We start from the raw sequence: 17,944 nt of genomic DNA, 5'->3' as shown, positions 1-17,944 counted from the left end.
GATGTTTAGGCTCACAAAACCAAGCGTATGCTTTCGATGCAAGTTTTGAACGATGCTGATTCAGGGATGTTTAAGCTCACAAAACTTTTAGGAGGCGAGGATCATGACCATCACCTTGTTTTCCCGCGAAATAGCTTATGGAAAAAAGGATGTCGCTGAACTGGAGACTGCTTCAATTAGAGTGCAGCTGATTTATGACAAGGTGTTGTTTATGCTTCATAGCCATCTTCCCGCTTCATTATGGGATGCCTGGATTGGCGTGCCTTATGAGATCATATCCTCTCTATACAAAGGGGACAATGATAGCGGCAGTGTGTTTCAGAAGTGGATTCAAAGCCCCTCCGGCTGGAAATGCATCGGTTGTGAGCGGCATTGTCTGGAGCCTGTGACTGCTACGGATAGCGATACCTCCGGCCCGCCGCGCCGCTTCACCTTTCATAACGGCATTAGTCAGAGTATGGTGCTGCAGGCGGTAATCTGGTCGATGTATGAGAATACGCTGCTGCTCCAGCCTTACTTAGGTGAAGAAGCTTTTCTCAGCGCAGATGATTTGGAGCTTATTTCTGTATATTTCGTGCCTACCTATATGACACAGACCCCGTTAATGGAAATGAATAAACAAGCCAAAGAATATAAGGATAAGAATATCAGAGTCTATCAGGAATGGATCTCAGCCCCGGATCTGGTGCTGCAGTGGAATGGAGGTCTGACCGAAGGCAGGTGGATGACTGGAGTGTATGTGGATCATTCACGGTTTGCCGGTCTTGGACCCTATTTGAAGGATGCGCAAGGCAAGCGGACATATATGCAGGCGACTGTTCAATAAAATTTTATATATCCAGTGCGTACAATCACTAGTCCGTCTTCCTGCCGGTGTTAAGGTGTAAAGGTGATCAGCAACTAAAAACCTATACCCATAACATGAGGAGGGGCCACAATGGCGTCCAATCAATTAAACGATATAACAATTCAATCAGGTTTCACCTCTGAAGCAATGGTCAGAGACATCGTCCTGCAGTTCCCTAAGTCTGCGGATTATTTCAAGGCTAAGCGCATTGATTTCTGCTGTGGAGGCGCGAAGCCGCTGGCTGAAGCTGCTGCCGAGAAAGGGCTTGATCCGGAAGCGATGATTCAGGATCTGAACAAGCTGCAGGAAGAGCATCCGGTGCTGGAAGAGGATACAGCCTGGAACGAGGCCTCCTCTGAAGAGCTGGTGAATTATATCGTGAACAAGCATCACCGCTACCTGCGTGAAGAGCTTCCGTTAATCAGCCAGAATGTAACCAAAGTCTTCCGCGTTCATGGCGAGGATTCTCCGCATCTGGGTGAGATGCACCGCCTGTTTAATCTTTTGCGCGAAGATCTGCTTCAGCATACGGCGAAGGAAGAAGAGAGCGAATTCCCTAAAATGCTCGCCTACACACAGAACCCGACTGAAGAAGGCCTATCGGAGCTGCGCGGCCTGCTGCATAATCTGGAAGCTGAGCATGACGGTGCCGGTGAGATCCTCCGCGAGCTCCGCCGGGTAACCAATGATTACACACCGCCTGCGCATGCCTGCACGACTTACCGCCTGACCTATGCACGCCTTGAGGAGCTGGAAGGTATGACCTTCGAGCATGTGCATCTGGAGAACAATAACCTGTTCCTGCGTTATCAATAAAATGTAGTACTACGGAAAGTCCCTCCGGGGACTTTTTTGTTATATAGAACGTAAGGTTCAGAACAGAAATAATTTGAGAACATTTCTTCTATGCGGTATCCTTAAAGAGTCAGGGATATTACATAAGAAGGCGGTGCCGTGGAATGTCCACGAAATGGATGGGGCGCTTACTGCTGTGCCTTGTTTTTATAATCACAGCCAGCGGCTGCAGCTCGGTTCTGGGACCGGGGAACACCGGCGGCAGCGCCGGAAGCGGCAGCACAGGACTATCTTTTTCAATTCTGGTGGGTGAACGTGAAATGGCCGGAACCTCCGGCAGACTGCTTAACGAAGCTTATATAGAAGGTAATTCCATCATAGAACTGCTGAGAAAGAGCGGGATCGTTACTTTTGCTGCAGACGGCTATAGTATTCTTGAGGTCAACAGGGTTGCGCTTAGTCAGGATATGATGTGGGAAGTACAAGTGAACAGCAAGAAACTTACGGACTGGAACAGTACAATCGAGGCTGGAGCGGCTATTGTCTTCTCGGCGAAGCCGTCCGCAGCCGGAGCGTTATTTCAACCGGTTATCCTTACGGTGAACGGCGGGAGCGAACAGCCTGAACTGACGCATTCGCATGTGCTGTCCTTTACGGAAGATTTGTCCGTGAAGGGACTTATGAAGAACAGCGGGATGATTAAGCTGGCAGAAAATAACAAGACAGTTCTCACCGTAATGGATTACACCCCACTCAGCAGTGAGGAGTGGAAACTGAAGGTTAATGATAAAGCGCTGCTGGGCAACGGAGTGGATATGAAGCTCAGACCGCAGGACAAGCTGGAGATATCACTGGTTCTGAAGTAATTACGATAACGGAATCCGTTTAGCGGATACAAGGATTTCTGTGCCGAGTGCGCGGATGTCCTTTTTTTTGTGTCTAATACTTTATGTGAAATGTTTCACATTTAATGTGACTGGAATCACAAATGCCGGGGAATTTTGGGCAGTATAATTTCACTATAAAGCAAGTTTGTGAAGGAATCTGAGTTTTGAAGGAGGGTCCTACCAGTGACAGCGAACAGAGAAAAGTTAGTGCTGATTGGCAATGGCATGGCGGGTGTAGGCACTATTGAACAGATTTTAAAGCTGGGCGGCGCTTATGATATCACGATCTTCGGCAGTGAGCCGCATCCCAATTACAACCGGATTATGCTGTCCTATGTTCTCGAAGGCAGTAAAACCATTGAAGATATTATCCTGAATGACCGTCAGTGGTATGAGGATAACAATATTACCCTGCATACTGGAACGACTGTCATCCGGATTGATGAACAAACCCGGCAGGTGATTACAGATAACGGACAGGCGGTTCATTACGACAAGGTTATCATTGCTACGGGTTCTAATTCGTTTATATTACCTGTTCCGGGCAGTACAAAGGACGGGGTAGTCGGCTTCCGTGATATCGCAGATTGCGATGCCATGCTGGCCGCAGCGAAGCAGTACCGTACGGCAGCTGTTATCGGCGGAGGTCTCCTTGGTCTTGAAGCAGCCAAAGGCCTTGTGAATCTGGGGATGGACGTTACCGTTGTGCATTTGCTTGAGGATCTGATGGAACGGCAGCTGGACCGTACGGCATCTTCCATGCTGCAGGCGGAGCTTGCGCGTCAAGGTGTGAAATTCGCCATGGGCAAGCAGACGGTCGAATTGACTGGAGAAGAGCGGGTTACCGGGCTGCGCTTCAGTGACGGCAGTGAGTTGCCCGCAGAATTTGTGGTCATGGCAGTCGGAATTAAACCTAATGTTCAGCTTGCCAAGGATAGCGGCATCGAGGTTAACCGCGGGATTGTCGTCAATGACTATTTGCAGACCTCTATGGCTAACGTATATTCTGTCGGTGAATGTACAGAGCACCGGGGGACCTGTTATGGTCTGGTAGCGCCGCTTTTCGAGCAGGGGATGGTACTGGCCAAGCATTTGTCTGGTGTGCAGACTCCGGGATACGAAGGTTCGGTTGTCGCGACGAAGCTCAAGATTTCCGGTGTTGATGTTTTCTCGGCCGGAGAGTTCACCGAAACAGCAGAGCATACCGTCATATCCGCCAAGGATGAGTGGAAGAGAACCTATAAGAAGATTTTGCTCAAAAACAACATTATTGTCGGTGCGGTTCTGTTCGGTGATGTAACCGAATCAGCGAGCCTGCAGAAGCTGGTGAAGCAGGGAACAGAAATGACCGATGAGATCTATGGCGAGGTCATGGGCACAGGCTGCTGCGGCGGAGGCGGAGCCAAGAAAGGTCTATCCGTTGAAGCAATGGCCGATGAAGAAATTGTCTGCGGCTGCAACGGGGTTACCAAAAAGGCGATTGTTGATGCCGTTACGGAGAATGGCTTCACTACAGTGGATGAAATCAAAGCCTGCACCGGAGCGACCCGTTCCTGCGGTGGCTGTAAGCCAGTTGTTGAGCAGATTCTGCAGTTCGTTCTGGGAGATAGCTTTCAGCAAAGTGCCAAGCAGGGGATCTGCAGTTGTACCCCGCTTAGCCGGGATGAGATTGTAGCCGAAATTACGGCTAAAGGACTCAAAACCACCAAAGAAGTTATGCATGTGCTGGACTGGAAGCAATCCGAAGGCTGTTCTAAATGCCGTCCTGCGGTGAACTATTATCTGGGTATGATCTATCCGGACACTCATGAGGACGAGAAGGAATCGCGCTTCGTTAATGAACGGATGAACGCCAATATTCAGAAGGACGGGACTTATACGGTTGTTCCGCGTATGTACGGCGGGGTTACCACCCCAGAAGATTTGAAGCGCATCGCCGATGTTTCCCTGAAGTACGATGTGAAGGTCGTGAAGGTGACCGGCGGACAGCGTCTGGACCTGATCGGTGTCAAAAAAGAAGATGTGCCGAAGGTGTGGGAGGAGCTGGATATGCCATCCGGTTATGCCTATGCGAAATCCTTACGTACGGTCAAGACCTGCGTCGGTTCACAGTTCTGCCGTTTCGGTACACAGGATTCCATGGAGATGGGCGCTCAGCTTGAACGCAAATACGAACGGCTGGATATGCCGGCCAAATTCAAAATGGCAGTCAACGGCTGCCCGCGCAACTGCGCAGAATCCTGCACGAAGGATATCGGCATTGTCGGCAACGACGGCGGCTGGGAAGTATTCATCGGCGGAAACGGCGGGATTAAACCGCGGATCGCAGATGCCTTCTGCAAGGTAAGAACCGATGAAGAGCTGGTCGAGGTCTGTTCCGCCGTAATGCAGTATTACCGTGAAACCGGCAATTACCTGGAGAGAACTTCAGAATGGGTAGAACGTATGGGCCTTGAGCATATCCAGACCGTTATTCTGGGCAGTGACGACAACCGGAAAGAACTCGCTGCACGGATTGACTTCGCCCTGGCACAAGTCAGTGATCCATGGAAAAAGATGCTGGATGACAACGGCACCCGCACAGCACTGTTCGAACAGACACGGGTCTAGCCTGAAGGGAGAGGGAGAGGAAATTATGGAACTCAGTAATCGAGAGTATGCAGTAGGATCCGCAGACGATTTCATGCTGCAGATTGGCCGGGTAGTAAAGGCAGGAGAGGTGGAGTTAGCTATATTCCGCACATCGGATGGCACTTTCTATGCCGTGGAGAACCACAGTCCCCACCCGAAGGGCGGTCCGCTCGCTGAGGGAATAGTATCAGGCTATTATCTGTATGACCCGCTTCATGACTGGAAAATCGATCTGCGGACCGGAGAAGTTCAGGCTCCGGACCGCGGTCAGGCAGTAGTCCATCCGGTTGTTGTGGAGGACGGAGTCGTCAAGGTTAGTCTGCCTGCGGCAGTGGCAAGGCTATAAATTAAAAGAAGAGCAGGTGTAGATATGTTTACGCAGAGCGTAGAGAATATCGTTGAGACAGCCGTAGGCAAGCGCGACAAGATGAATGAGAGCCTGCCCAAATATTTTTTGGCGGCACTCCTGGCAGGAGCTTATGTAGGAATTGGTATTATTCTGATCTTCTCGCTGGGGGCGCCGCTGGCAGCGATCAAGTCACCGTTCCAGCCGCTGATTATGGGAGCTTCCTTCGGAATTGCCCTGACCCTGGTTGTATTCGCTGGGTCGGAGCTGTTCACAGGAAATAATATGTTCTTCACGGTAAGCACGCTTGCCGGGAGAACTACGGTCTGGGATACCGTGAAGAACTGGGTCCTGGTATTCCTCGGCAATGTAGCCGGTGCAGTGATTCTTGCCCTGCTGATTCAGGGATCGGGTCTTTTTAAGGCAGCGCCTGCCGAGCATCTGATCTTCGCGGCAGCAGCCAAGAAGATGAGCCTGCCGTTCTCGGAGCTGTTCTTCCGCGGTATTCTCTGTAACTGGCTGGTCTGCCTGGCCCTGTGGATGTCCTCCCGCGCTAAGAGTGAAGCGGCGAAGCTGGTTCTGATCTGGTGGTGCCTGTTCGCCTTCATCGCGAGCGGCTACGAACACAGTGTAGCGAACATGACGCTGCTCAGCGTGGCAGTGCTGCTGCCGAATCATCCGGAGACTGTGAGCATTGCCGGCTGGGTGCATAACATGATTCCGGTTACGCTAGGGAATATGATCGGCGGCGGTGTATTCGTCGGCATGGCATACTGGCTGATCTCACCTGTGCGTAGTCCCCGTAAAGTATCAACTGCCATGCAGACTAAGAAAATAAGTTAATTTAGAAGCTCCGCAAGCTCCGCAGTTTAATTACTGCGGGGCTTTTTTGTCACTGAAAGGAAGCCTCTATCTGTGGTAAGCTGTTTAGGACTCGAATCAGGGAGTGGACAGTCTTGAAGAGCTTTAACCATTTTGGCGTATATGGAGTTTGCCAGCGTGACGGCAAGCTGCTGGTAATACATAAGGCAAGAGGGCCATACACCGGAAGATACGATCTGCCTGGCGGAAGACTTGAAGAGAACGAATCGCTGCTTGACGGCCTGGTCAGAGAATTCATGGAAGAGACCGGATTTGCAGTCAAGGCAGAACGAAACCTGGGCATATTCGATTTTTTTGTCCGTTATCAGGAGGATGACTTCACGCATATGCATCATCTGGCAGCGTTGTACCAGGTTGAATTGGACGGGGAGCAGGCGCCAGCAGCTATTTCAGCTTTTGCGGAACAGGATTCGAACGGGATGGAATGGGTGGAATTAGCCCGGATCACGCTGGATTCGGCCTCACCGGCAGCTGTACTGGCAGCGAAGTGGCTTAGCGGGGATGAGCTGACTATGAGGACGGAATACTATGATTTTTGGGAAATAAAGACCTTGTAGAAATGTTGGCAGCGCGGGAATCTCATCAGCAGACAAGAAAAAAAGACGCCGGACAGGGCGCCTTCGACCACTCTATTAATTTATTGGGTCATATATGTTTCATTGAGGTGAATAGAGGGTATTATTATTAGGAATTAAATCCGGCAAATTTCATTAGGGCATAATTCACAGTGGCAGATGTCCTGAAGCATCGACAGATCCTTGATGACAATCATGCCGTTCTCATACTCTACAGCGTCTTTTTTACGCAGATCGCTCAGCATACGGTTAACACTTTCGCGGGTAGCGCCAATCATGTTGGACAGATCTGTATGCGTAATTTTTTTGTTAATCAGAATGCTGTCGCCGGTCTTCTCTCCATAGGTGTTGCCCAGACGGATCAGCGTAGAGCAGAGTGCACCCGGTTTGCCGTACATCATCAGATCGCGGAATTTCGTCTGCGTGAGACGGTGATGAATCCCCATCCATTTCATGAAGTCAATTGCGAAATCGCAGTGCTGGCAGATCAGAATCTCCAGATCCTTCTGCTCAATAACGCCGACTTCACTTTCTTCAATCACTTCGGCAGTGAAGCTATGCTTCGTGCTGAAGAACGGGTCTGCCTGACCAACCATGTCACCGGCCTGATACATATACAGGATTAGTTCCTTGCCTTCGTCAGTTGATTTGGTTAGTTTCACACGTCCACGTTTGATATAAAACAATTTATCCGAATAGTCGCCTTCCCAGAATAGGTGAGAGCCTTCAGGGACCATGCGCTCCTTCATTGTGACCAATAGCCGGTTAAAGTTCTGTTCGGAGAAACAGTTTGTATTGCCGCGGGCTTCGATAACATTATAATGTTCCTTTATCATAATCGACATCCCCTTTATTCCCTCAGTTTTTCAGTAAATTTTAAATTAATTATACATGTAAATTCCTCTTTATGGGTAAAAATTTTCGCGAAAAAGTGTCGAATTTTTTACATTGTGATAATTTTCACTTCATTTGTGTGAGATATGATATGTTTTCGCGCCAAAAGCGGGTCCATAACCTGTATTACAGGATATTATAGCAGCTGCCTCCTAATCTGGAAAGATCCTGGGAGCTTGCGGCTTTTTTTGTTTTTGCGGGAAAAAGCACTGAATTGTCTAAAATATTATACCCCACACTGCAGGATATCCCCATTTCCGTAAAAATGCACATAACTCCGTTATAAGCAGACCTTGGTCCTGAAGGTGCTTAGAGATACTCTGGAACTGAGCGTCCGTACCTCCGTGGACAACTGCGGGAAGGGCGGAACATTCCCCTAGAGAAGGAGAAATCAAATATGGCAAAAGTAGCGGACAAATATCTGAAGGTCGATCCGTGGGCGATTATAGAAGAGGGCTTTGATCCGGAGCGTAACCGGACCTCGGAATCCATCTTTTCACTGGGCAATGAGTATATGGGCGTGCGGGGGTATGCCGAAGAAGGGTACAGCGGAGATTCACTGCCTGGCAGTTACTTGAATGGGCTAAACGAGCAGATGGATGTCGGCAACCATTATAAGGGTATTATCCGGTCATTACGTTATATGGTAAATGCGGTGGACTGGCTGTATACCCGGATATCCGTTAATGGCTCACAGCTCGATCTGGCTCATAGCAAGGTTACGAATTACTCCCGCAGACTGGATTTCCGTACCGGGACATACCGGAGGGAATTCATCTGGCATCTGCCGGACGGCAAACAGCTGCAGATCAGCTTCACGCGCCTGGTAAGTATGACATTGTCTCATCTGGGTCTGCAGCAGATCACCTTTGAGCCGCTTAACTTCACGGGGAGTGTAGATATCTGTACAGGTCTTGATTTCAACATGATCCACGAAGAACACGGCCAGAGCATGTGGAAGCAGCTGCGCAGCGGAGACGAAGGAGCGGTTACAGCTATTCTGGGAAGTACGCTGACAACCGGGAACAAACTGTTCTCCGGGTTTATGCTTCAGTCCTCCCAGCCTTTAAATACAGAGCTTGTGGAGCGTGACCGGTTCATCGGACGGAAATTCTCGCTTGAACTGTCTCAAGGAGAGCCGGCTTCCTTCACCAAGCTCGTCGTGAATGCGGCGGACAACGAAGCTTCCCGTACGGCGGATAGCCTCTGGGCTGAAGGTATGGAGCTTGCAGCAGGGGTAAGCGGCCTGGAAGAGCAACAGGTGTTTGCTGACCAAGCTTCTTACTGGAGCGGTATCTGGGCAACCAGCGATATCACTATTGAAGGCGATCCCGAGAACCAGCAGGGAATCCGGTTCTGCATTTTCCAGCTGTATCAGACCTATCATGGAGATCATCCGGGCTATAATATCGGTGCCAAAGGGCTGACAGGTGAAGCATACCGCGGTCTGGCCTTCTGGGATACGGAATCCTACTGCCTGCCGTTCTATATGTTCAATAATCCGAAGGCTGCCCGCAGCCTGCTGGAGTTCCGCTATAAGACACTGCCGGAAGCCATGCAGCGCGGGAAGGATGTGGATTGCCAAGGCGCTTTTTATCCCATTGCTACGATTGACGGGACTGAGAGCTGTGATCTGTGGCAGCACTCTAACCTTCAGCTGCATGTCGGAACAGCCGTTTCCTACGGCATCTGGCATTATGTGAAGAATACAGGTGACCGGGAATTCCTCTACAGTAAGGGCGCCGAGATGCTGATTCAGATCAGCCGCTTCTATGCGACCCGCGGCCAGTGGGGTCAGCGCAGCGGGGAATACGGTTATTTCGGCGTAATGGGACCTGACGAATTTCAGCTGATGGTCAACAATAACTGCTATATCAATCTGATGGCTAAGAAATTATTTGAATTCACGCTCGAAACTATTGCCGAGATGAAGGTGAAGACACCTGAAGCATATGCGGACGTTGTTGCCAAAACGGAGCTCCGCGAAGAGGAATTGGCCGATTGGGACAACAAACGCGAGCATATGAAGATTCCGCTGGATACGGAGAGCGGGGTGTATGAGGAGCATGACGGATTTTTTGATATGCCTCATATCGATATTCACTCGATTCCGGTGACCGAATTCCCGCTCTACTCGAATTGGTCGTATGACCGCCTGTACCGCTATGACATGATCAAGCAGCCGGATGTGCTGATGTTCATGTTCTTATATAACGGGCAGTTCTCCAGAGATGCCAAGCTTGCGAATTATGAATACTACGAATCCAGATGTATCCATGAATCCTCACTCTCGCCGTCCATTCATTCCATTCTGGCCAGTGAAGTCGGCAAACATGAGGAAGCTTATCATTTCTTCGAGTTCGCTACCCGGCTGGATCTGGATAACTACAACCGCAATACCAGAGAAGGATTGCATACAACATCGATTGCAGCAGCCTGGATGAACATTGTGTACGGCTTCGGCGGCATGCGTTCTGATGGTGCCCGTCTGTCCTTCCAGCCTACACTGCCGCAGCGCTGGACCTCCTATAGCTTCCAGGTGAGGTATGAGGGCGTGCTGCTCGGAATTATTGTGAACAAAGATTCGGTCAGCTTCAGAGCCATAGAGGGTGGAAGCACTGAGGTTACTATTTATGGTCAGACGGTTCTAGTGGATGCTGCTGGTACGAAGCTTCCGCTCGGTGAAGGGATGATGGCATAATGAACTGGACCGTAAGCGAACGCAGCTTCGAACCTGGCAGAATTACGACCAACGGGAATAAATATATGACCGGTAACGGGTACATGGGCTTCCGGGGTGTGCTCGAGGAGTTCGGCAAGGAGCAGCTCACGGCGGTTACCTTGGCCGGGGTATACGACAGAGCGGGAGACAAATGGCGCGAGCCGGTGAATGCCCCGAACGGTATGTTCACTGTGGTCAGCTGTGACGGGAAAGTGCTTAGCGTTCTGGAGACGGAGCCGCTGGCTCATCTACAGAGCCTGGAACTCCGCGCAGCAGTCCACCGGCGGGAGACGGTATTCAGTATCCGGGACGGCGGGCAGGTGACCCTCACAGCGGAGCGGTTCGTCAGCATGGATCAGCTGCATGTGCTGGCCGGTAAATGGACAATTCATAGTACGGTGGATTGCCGGATAGAGATTGAGACAGGGATTGACGGTGAGGTCTGGGATATCAATGGCCCCCATCTGTTTGAGCAGCGGAATCAGCTGAAGGAAGGCGTGCTCCTGGCAACGGCTGTTACCGGTGAACTACAGCTGCCGGTGGCGGTTGCTGAGCAGGCGGATTTCGCGTTTGCGGAGCAGCGTATCCATGGGGAGGGAGCGCTCCGGACGGTTTCTTTTGACGCCAAGGCTGGAGAGACCTATGAATGGTACAAATATGTGGCCGTGTTCACTGGGTTGGACATGGAGGGGGAACCTGCTGTACAGGCGGTACGAACAGTCAGGGCTGCGGCTGAGGCAGGTTATGCAGAGCTGCTGGCAGCCCATTGCCGGAAATGGGAAGAGCGGTGGTTAAGCAGCGATGTGGTGATCGAAGGAGATGATGATGCGCAGTTTGCTCTCCGGTACAGCATTTATCAGCTGCTGATTATTGCGCCAACGTTGTCTGAGAAAGTATCCATTCCTGCACGCGGACTATCCGGCCAAGTCTATAAAGGGGCTGTGTTCTGGGATACGGAAATGTTCATGCTGCCGTTCTTCCTGCATAGTGATCCCGGTATTGCCCGCAATCTGATGATGTACCGCATCCATACACTGGACGGTGCCCGCCGTAAGGCTGCTGAGTATGGGTATCTGGGTGCTTTTTATGCCTGGGAGAGCCAGGATTCGGGAGATGACGCCTGCACGCTATTCAATGTGAATGATGTGTTTACCGGACGGCCGATGCGGACCTATTTCCGGGATAAGCAGGTGCATATCAGTGCAGATGTGGTGCACGGGATCTGGCAGTATATCCAGTTCACCGGAGATGACAGTATGCTTGCGGACGGCGGGGCTGAAGTCATCTGGGAGTGCGCACGCTTCTTGTACTCGTATGCTTATTACAATCCGGTGAAGAAACGTTATGAGATTCTGGATGTTACCGGACCGGATGAATATCATGAGCGGATCAACAATAATGCGTTCACCAATGCTCTGGTGCAGGAGACACTGGAAATTGCACTGCGGACAGCGGGTCTGCTGCAGGACAAATATCCGGCTGTGTATGCGGAGCTGGCAGGGCAGTTTGCTCACGGGCCGTTCCTGGCTGAGTTCACAGATATGCTGGAGCATTTCTATGTTCCGCAGCCGGACCCGGAGACCCTAGTTATTGAACAGTTCGACCGCTATCTGAAGCTGGAAGAGGTTGCGCTGGCTGAGCTGAAATCACGGGTGATCAACAAACATGAATACTGGGGTGGAGGCAACGGGCTGGCCACCACCACAAGAATACTGAAGCAGGCTGATGTCGTGCTGATGCTGAACCTGTTCAAGGGCAAATTCAGTAAGGAAGTGAAGCAGGCCAACTGGGAATTCTATGAGCCGCGAACCGAGCATGGTTCCAGCCTTAGCCCGTGCATCTACGCACTTGTCGCTGCCGATATCGGCTTGCCTGACTGGGGATATCCGTATTTCATGCGCACTGCCACTGTAGATCTCACCGGGGAATCGAAGCAGTATGTCGGCGATCTCTATATCGGCGGAACCCATCCGGCTGCGAACGGCGGTGCATGGATGGCGGCGGTACTTGGCTTCGCAGGTCTGCAGTTTGATGGCATAACTGCTGTGATGAATCCGGCGCTGCCGAAGGCGTGGAAAGCTGTGGAGCTGCCGGTTGTGCTGCGCGGAGACAGCTTCCGGCTGCAGATCAGCCGGGAAGAGATCACCGTTACCGCAGCGCCGGACAACAGCGAAGCTGTAGCATTCGCCGGCTTCGGCGGCGAACCGGAGCTGTGCGGTCCGGGTATACAGCTGCGGCTGCGGGCCCAAGGTAAAGCGCAAGAGGCTGAACTTCAAATATCATCTGAAATGCAGGGCAGATTTACGCAGAAGTCTTAAACTCAGCTTGTATAAGCAAACAAGAAGCAATAAGGAGGACATATAACAGATGCTGGAGCATATGAAAGGTGCGATTTTTGATCTGGATGGTGTAATTGTAGATACGGCCAAATATCACTATCTTGCGTGGCGCTCGCTGGCAGAAGAGCTTGGATTCCAGTTCACGGAAGAGCATAATGAACGGCTCAAAGGTGTAAGCCGGATGAGATCACTGGATATCCTGCTGGAGATTGGCGGGCTGGAATTCAGTGAAGCGGAGAAGCTTGTCATGGCAGATAAGAAAAACCGCCTTTACGTGGAATACATCTCCGGACTGGATGAATCGGAGCTGCTGCCTGGTGTCAAGGCATACCTCAGCGGTCTTAGAATGCGCGGTGTAGGGGTTGCCCTCGGTTCAGCCAGTAAGAATGCCGTATTTATACTGGATAAGCTGAATATTGCAGGGCTGTTCGATGCCGTTGTTGACGGCAATAAGGTGTCCCGGGCAAAGCCGGACCCGGAAGTGTTTCAGACTGCTTGCTGGGAACTGGGCCTGCAGCCGCAGGACTGCGTGGTATTCGAGGATGCCGAGGCCGGTGTAGCCGCCGGGAAAGCTGCGGGAATGCAGGTCGTTGGCATCGGGAAACGGGAAGTGCTGAAGGAGGCAGATCTGGTAGTATCCGGATTGCATGAACTGTAAGACCTTGATAGAATTGCCTAGAGGAACTTATTTCCTCTACTACCTATTCTATTATAGAAGGAAAGCTTGAGGGATGATGATGGAAACGTTATTGCTATGGCCTGAGGGTGCGCCTGGAGCGCTGGGAACCAGTGATGAGGACCAGCCCGCGATTACACCTTATTTAGTTGAAGGCAAGCAGAATGCCGCTGTTGTGATTTGTCCGGGAGGCGGCTATGCGATGCGTGCCGATCACGAGGGACGGCCGGTTGCAGAATGGTTGAATACACTCGGAATTTCAGCGTTTGTGCTGCGCTACCGTGTTGCACCTTATAAATACCCGAGTGCGCTGCAGGATGCGCAAAGAGCGCTGCGCACGATCCGCTTCCGGGCAGATGAATTCGGAATTGATCCGGACCGGCTGGCCATTCTGGGCTTCTCCGCCGGTGGACATCTAGCTTCTTCATCCGGTGTCCTGTATGATCTCGGAAATCCGGATCATCAGGAGCCGCTCGAACGGCTTTCCAGCCGGCCGGACCGGCTGATTCTATGCTACCCGGTCATTTCCATGACCGAAGGGGTAACGCATCAGGGCTCGAAGACCAACCTGCTGGGCGAGAGCCCCGATGAGGAATTGGCTCAACGTCTAAGCAGCGAACGCCAAGTAACAGCGGAGACTCCGCCAACGTTCCTCTGGCATACCTCGGATGACGCCTCCGTTCCGCTCGAGAACAGCCTGCTGTTCGCAGGAGCACTGAGCCGCCATCATATTCCGTTCGATCTTCACATTTATGCACATGGGATACACGGAATTGGTTTAGGAGCCGATGAGCCGCATACACGGACGTGGACCGATGCCTGTGCCTCCTGGCTGGAATTGAACGGCTATACCAAAGCGTGAGCTTCTGCTTCTATGTCCGCGCCCTAAGGAGGTACATATTATGAAGCTTAGATTTCCACATGTGCATACACCGGAAGAAACCGCTGAGGTTGCCCGATTGGCGGCAGAAATATGGCGAGAACATTATGTCTCCCTTATCACTGCCGAGCAGATCGATTATATGCTTGGAAAGTTCCAATCGGTTCCGGCGATTACGGATCAGATCCATCATCAGGGTTATGAATATTACTTAATCCATAACGGTGAAGGCTCCACAGCCGGTTATATGTCGGCCAGACAAGAGGATGGAAAGCTCTTCTTGAGCAAGTTTTATATAGGCAAGGAGTACAGGGGTCGCAGCTATGCCAGCCAGGCATTGGCCTTCCTGGAGAAGCTGTGCCAAGAGCGAAACCTGACTCATATTTGGCTAACGGTCAATCGTGATAATGAATCCAGTATTGCAGTCTATAAGAGAAAAGGCTTTCGGACCCTAAGGGAACAAAAAGCGGATATCGGGCATGGATTCGTCATGGATGATTTTATTATGGAAAAAGAAATTCCGGTCCCCTAAGAGAGGAACGGCATATTTATGAACAAGGACTCTTCCTATAATCAATCGGTGACCTATTGGAAGCAATATCAAAAGTTTTTCCCTGATGACATGCAGATCAATGAAAACCACTTACCCACAGAAGAGTGGATGACCTGGAATAATGCTCATATTCACCTGGATCGTATGCCTGCTCCTGATGCACAATTGAAAATTATTTTCATTCATGGAGCTGGCGGTAACGGCAGGTTGCTCGCTCCTTATGCACGAATGCTGCAAGCTTATGGTTATGAAGTAGTGTCGCCGGATCTGCCGCCTTATGGTCTAAGCTATACCGATTCAGCGGAATCATTGGATTATCAGCTCTGGATTGACATCCTTAATGAATTGATCGATCAAGAGCTGAAACGGGACGGCAAGCCTATCATTCTGCTGGGCTCCAGTATTGGAGGCATGTTAGCTTATCACACTGCTGTACAAAGTAAACGGGTCAAAGGGTTAATTGCAACAACATTTGTGGATACGAGTGATTCAAAAGTTCGTGATCAGTTAGCTCCTAACAAACTCATTAGCCGGTTAGGGGGATGGTGTATGAATCAATTCCCTTCCCTATTAGACTCCTTGCAGATCTCTGTGAATAAAGTATCCCGGATGAAATGGATCACGAACAACGCTGAACTGACCAGACTCATTATGAACGATCCTCTTGCGGCAGGCACATCTATTCCCTTACGCTTACTAAGAACGTTCTTAAATATGAAACCGGTGATTAAACCTGAGAACTTTGAGGTTTGCCCGGTATTGCTCGTTCATCCTCAATTAGACCCTATGACTCCTTACCGCTTCAGTAAACCGTTTTATGATAATCTCAAAAGCAGAAAAGAATATGTGAGTTTAGAAGGCGCCGGCCATTTTCCGATTGAACAACGGGGGCTGGAGCAGATGATTGTTGCTGTGCTTGCTTTTTTGAGAACGATTGAGAACGAACCGGATAGAGAATGATTGTGATAAAACCAGTCTGACACGGTAGCTTCGTGTTATGGCTGGTTTTTGTTTAAATATAATAATGTTGAAACTCCATACAAATGAACATAAAGAACTTTGAAATAAACCTATGTAAGCGTTTGTAGGTTTGTTATATTATTGAAACTGGAGGTGTATCCAGATGTTGTCGATGCTTATTAAACCTATCGTTAAGCTGAACGTCAAGCAGCAGCTGATTCTGCTGTTCCTGATTATGATCTCGCCCATCCTGATTCTGAACAGCTACGGCAACTATAAGGCGGAAGAGATTCTCAAGCGCCATGTGACCAATGCCTATGTGGAGCTGAACAAGCAGAATTTCGCCATCATTAACAGAGACATTGATACGGTTAACAAAATAACGACGACCGTCATCCAGAATCCGATCCTGCAGCAGCTGAATATGAGCGGGGATGATCCGGTGCTTGAACGCGTTGAACGGTACGAAACTATTGAAAAGCTGCTGGGCAGCTACTCCCAGGGAGCCGAGCGGGGCGACGGGATTTACTATTCGTTGTACGTGTATGATCCGGACAACTATTACTTTTTCGCTCCCAATTTTCCGCAGGTGAAGAAGGCGGGGGTTTATTTTTTCTCCAAGGGTGAAATGCCTTATTGGTTCGAGCAGGTGGTGCAGCAGAAGGGCCACGGTTATCTGATGTTCACCGAGAAGCTGAGCCCGCAGGCCGAGGATCTGAAGACGCTCACGTATGTCAGGGCAGTTAATAATATCTATAGAGGTGCAGGCACAATCGGCGTGCTGGTGGTGACCAAGATGGAATCGAAGATCGGAGAGTCACTGAAATCCATCTCCCTGCCGGACGGAGAAATTTATTTGACGGATATGAACAACCGCGTGCTTGCCTCTACTACGAATTCAACGGGGGAAGTTATCGCGCTGCCTGAGGGTTCTGAAGCCGGTGACCCGGAGGGGACCGAGGATATCATCACGGATGACTTCATATATGTAGTCAACAACAATCACGCCTTCGAGCAGAAGCTGGTGTATAAGGTTCCGGTCAAGGCGCTGCTGCAGCAGCAGAACGAAATGAAACGTGTCATTCAATACATAACCGTTGCTTACGCGCTGTTTGGTCTGATCATTATCACTTACTTCTGGCGTTCGCTGATGACTCCTTTGCAGAAGCTGGCTTTTTTTGTGCGCAAGTATGAGCCTGGCAACCGCGTTCCCGAGACTCCCCGGAGAGGCAGCAATGATGAGGTCAGTGTGCTGATCGCTTCTACCTATGATATGGCCCGCAGGCTCAACAGCCTGATTATGTACAAATACCAGATGGAGATCAAGCAGAAGGAAGCCCAGCTACAGCTGCTCTACCAGCAGATCAATCCGCATTTACTGTACAACACCCTGGAGAGTATTTATTGGAAAAGCTCGCTGGAGGGCAATGTGGAATCCGCGGAAATGATCAAGGAATTATCCAAGCTGATGAAGATCAGCTTAAGCCGGGGGAGAGAGCTGATCACGCTTGAGGAGGAGCTGGAGCATGCCAGTGCCTATATCAAGCTGCAGCAGCACCGGTATGACTATGTGTTCGCCGTCATCTGGAATATTGCCCCTGAAACCAAAAGCAATCTGATTCCCAAGATCACCCTGCAGCCGTTAATCGAAAATGCCATTATTCACGGTGTCAAAAATATGGATGAGGACGGCGAAATCATCATCACCTCCGTTCTGCAGAATGACAGGATTCTGATTACCATTGAAGATAACGGCTATAAGCAGGTCGATTATAAGGCAATTGACCATGTACTGAATGATGAAAGCCCCAACCCGGCCAGCGGATATGGTATACGCAATATCAATCAGCGTGTGCATCTGCATTTCGGCCCGGATTACGGGATCAGCTACGGACCGCGTACCGGCGGAGGAACCGTGGTGACAGTGACGCTTCCGAAATCAGAGACTATAGAGTAG

Annotated in this window: 15 protein-coding genes; 14 read left to right on the top strand and 1 reads right to left on the bottom strand. The window is 50.4% G+C overall.

The annotated features are described in order from the left end of the window. Positions 1-103: 103 nt before the first annotated feature. The 7 genes from GC101_RS08205 (at position 104) to GC101_RS08175 (ending at position 6,945) form a co-directional block, all read left to right on the top strand. A complete protein-coding gene (locus tag GC101_RS08205) occupies positions 104-826 on the top strand; it encodes a hypothetical protein (protein WP_171716805.1) in 723 nt (240 codons plus the stop codon). A gap of 141 nt (positions 827-967) precedes the next feature. Further along, the gene (gene ric / locus GC101_RS08200) at positions 968-1,663 is read left to right on the top strand and encodes an iron-sulfur cluster repair di-iron protein (RefSeq protein WP_171716842.1); all 696 of its coding nucleotides are present in this window, start codon (positions 968-970) and stop codon (positions 1,661-1,663) included. 143 nt (positions 1,664-1,806) lie between these two features. Then, positions 1,807-2,508, top strand: a complete 702-nt coding sequence (locus tag GC101_RS08195) for a hypothetical protein (RefSeq protein WP_171716804.1) — start codon at positions 1,807-1,809, stop codon at positions 2,506-2,508. A 204-nt stretch (positions 2,509-2,712) separates the two neighbouring features. After that, positions 2,713-5,139 (top strand): nitrite reductase large subunit NirB, encoded by a 2,427-nt coding sequence (nirB, locus tag GC101_RS08190; RefSeq protein ID WP_171716803.1) that lies wholly within the window; start codon positions 2,713-2,715, stop codon positions 5,137-5,139. 25 nt (positions 5,140-5,164) lie between these two features. Next, positions 5,165-5,506 (top strand): nitrite reductase small subunit NirD, encoded by a 342-nt coding sequence (nirD, locus tag GC101_RS08185; RefSeq protein WP_171716802.1) that lies wholly within the window; start codon positions 5,165-5,167, stop codon positions 5,504-5,506. Between the two features lie 24 nt (positions 5,507-5,530). Further along, positions 5,531-6,349, top strand: coding sequence for a formate/nitrite transporter family protein (locus GC101_RS08180; protein ID WP_171716801.1), 819 nt, complete (start codon positions 5,531-5,533; stop codon positions 6,347-6,349). A gap of 113 nt (positions 6,350-6,462) precedes the next feature. Continuing rightward, positions 6,463-6,945 carry an NUDIX hydrolase gene (locus tag GC101_RS08175; RefSeq protein ID WP_171716800.1) on the top strand — a complete coding sequence of 161 codons (483 nt, stop codon included), beginning with the start codon at positions 6,463-6,465 and terminating at the stop codon, positions 6,943-6,945. A gap of 134 nt (positions 6,946-7,079) precedes the next feature. On the opposite strand, the gene GC101_RS08170 is transcribed toward GC101_RS08175, so the two are convergent. After that, a complete protein-coding gene (locus tag GC101_RS08170) occupies positions 7,080-7,799 on the bottom strand; it encodes a Crp/Fnr family transcriptional regulator (protein ID WP_216626496.1) in 720 nt (239 codons plus the stop codon). A gap of 455 nt (positions 7,800-8,254) precedes the next feature. Between GC101_RS08170 and GC101_RS08165 the strand changes: the two genes are divergently transcribed. The 7 genes from GC101_RS08165 to GC101_RS08135 all read left to right on the top strand — a co-directional run bounded on the left by GC101_RS08165 (position 8,255) and on the right by GC101_RS08135 (position 17,944). Next, the gene (locus tag GC101_RS08165; RefSeq protein WP_171716799.1) at positions 8,255-10,558 is read left to right on the top strand and encodes a glycoside hydrolase family 65 protein; all 2,304 of its coding nucleotides are present in this window, start codon (positions 8,255-8,257) and stop codon (positions 10,556-10,558) included. Then, on the top strand, positions 10,558-12,897 hold the full coding sequence (locus GC101_RS08160; protein ID WP_171716798.1) for a glycosyl hydrolase family 65 domain-containing protein: 2,340 nt from the start codon (positions 10,558-10,560) through the stop codon (positions 12,895-12,897). Before GC101_RS08165 ends, GC101_RS08160 begins: the two co-directional genes overlap by 1 nt. A gap of 49 nt (positions 12,898-12,946) precedes the next feature. Next, positions 12,947-13,576, top strand: a complete 630-nt coding sequence (gene pgmB / locus GC101_RS08155) for a beta-phosphoglucomutase (protein ID WP_171716797.1) — start codon at positions 12,947-12,949, stop codon at positions 13,574-13,576. 79 nt (positions 13,577-13,655) lie between these two features. Beyond that, complete coding sequence (locus GC101_RS08150) at positions 13,656-14,456, top strand: alpha/beta hydrolase (protein ID WP_171716841.1); 801 nt, start codon at positions 13,656-13,658, stop codon at positions 14,454-14,456. Between the two features lie 40 nt (positions 14,457-14,496). After that, the gene (locus GC101_RS08145; protein ID WP_171716796.1) at positions 14,497-15,006 is read left to right on the top strand and encodes a GNAT family N-acetyltransferase; all 510 of its coding nucleotides are present in this window, start codon (positions 14,497-14,499) and stop codon (positions 15,004-15,006) included. 18 nt (positions 15,007-15,024) lie between these two features. Then, on the top strand, positions 15,025-15,987 hold the full coding sequence (locus tag GC101_RS08140) for an alpha/beta hydrolase (protein ID WP_171716795.1): 963 nt from the start codon (positions 15,025-15,027) through the stop codon (positions 15,985-15,987). A 163-nt stretch (positions 15,988-16,150) separates the two neighbouring features. After that, entirely contained in the window at positions 16,151-17,944 is a 1,794-nt protein-coding gene (locus GC101_RS08135) for a cache domain-containing sensor histidine kinase (RefSeq protein WP_171716794.1), read from the top strand.

Source organism: Paenibacillus phytohabitans, assembly GCF_013141775.1.
In the GTDB taxonomy this organism is placed as follows: domain Bacteria; phylum Bacillota; class Bacilli; order Paenibacillales; family Paenibacillaceae; genus Paenibacillus_AQ; species Paenibacillus_AQ phytohabitans.
The sequence above is the reverse complement of the archived record's forward strand: the minus strand, read 5'-3'. Positions and strand labels throughout refer to the sequence as shown.

What these genes read in the sequence shown, in the direction of transcription:
- GC101_RS08205 (WP_171716805.1), top strand. Translation starts at nt 104, where the DNA reads ATGACCATCACCTTGTTTTCCCGCGAAATAGCTTATGGAAAAAAGGAT.
- GC101_RS08195 (WP_171716804.1), top strand. Translation starts at nt 1,807, where the DNA reads ATGTCCACGAAATGGATGGGGCGCTTACTGCTGTGCCTTGTTTTTATA.
- nirD (WP_171716802.1), top strand. Translation starts at nt 5,165, where the DNA reads ATGGAACTCAGTAATCGAGAGTATGCAGTAGGATCCGCAGACGATTTC.
- GC101_RS08180 (WP_171716801.1), top strand. Translation starts at nt 5,531, where the DNA reads ATGTTTACGCAGAGCGTAGAGAATATCGTTGAGACAGCCGTAGGCAAG.
- GC101_RS08170 (WP_216626496.1), bottom strand. Translation starts at nt 7,799, where the DNA reads ATGATAAAGGAACATTATAATGTTATCGAAGCCCGCGGCAATACAAAC.
- GC101_RS08165 (WP_171716799.1), top strand. Translation starts at nt 8,255, where the DNA reads ATGGCAAAAGTAGCGGACAAATATCTGAAGGTCGATCCGTGGGCGATT.
- GC101_RS08160 (WP_171716798.1), top strand. Translation starts at nt 10,558, where the DNA reads ATGAACTGGACCGTAAGCGAACGCAGCTTCGAACCTGGCAGAATTACG.
- pgmB (WP_171716797.1), top strand. Translation starts at nt 12,947, where the DNA reads ATGCTGGAGCATATGAAAGGTGCGATTTTTGATCTGGATGGTGTAATT.
- GC101_RS08150 (WP_171716841.1), top strand. Translation starts at nt 13,656, where the DNA reads ATGGAAACGTTATTGCTATGGCCTGAGGGTGCGCCTGGAGCGCTGGGA.
- GC101_RS08145 (WP_171716796.1), top strand. Translation starts at nt 14,497, where the DNA reads ATGAAGCTTAGATTTCCACATGTGCATACACCGGAAGAAACCGCTGAG.
- GC101_RS08140 (WP_171716795.1), top strand. Translation starts at nt 15,025, where the DNA reads ATGAACAAGGACTCTTCCTATAATCAATCGGTGACCTATTGGAAGCAA.
- GC101_RS08135 (WP_171716794.1), top strand. Translation starts at nt 16,151, where the DNA reads ATGTTGTCGATGCTTATTAAACCTATCGTTAAGCTGAACGTCAAGCAG.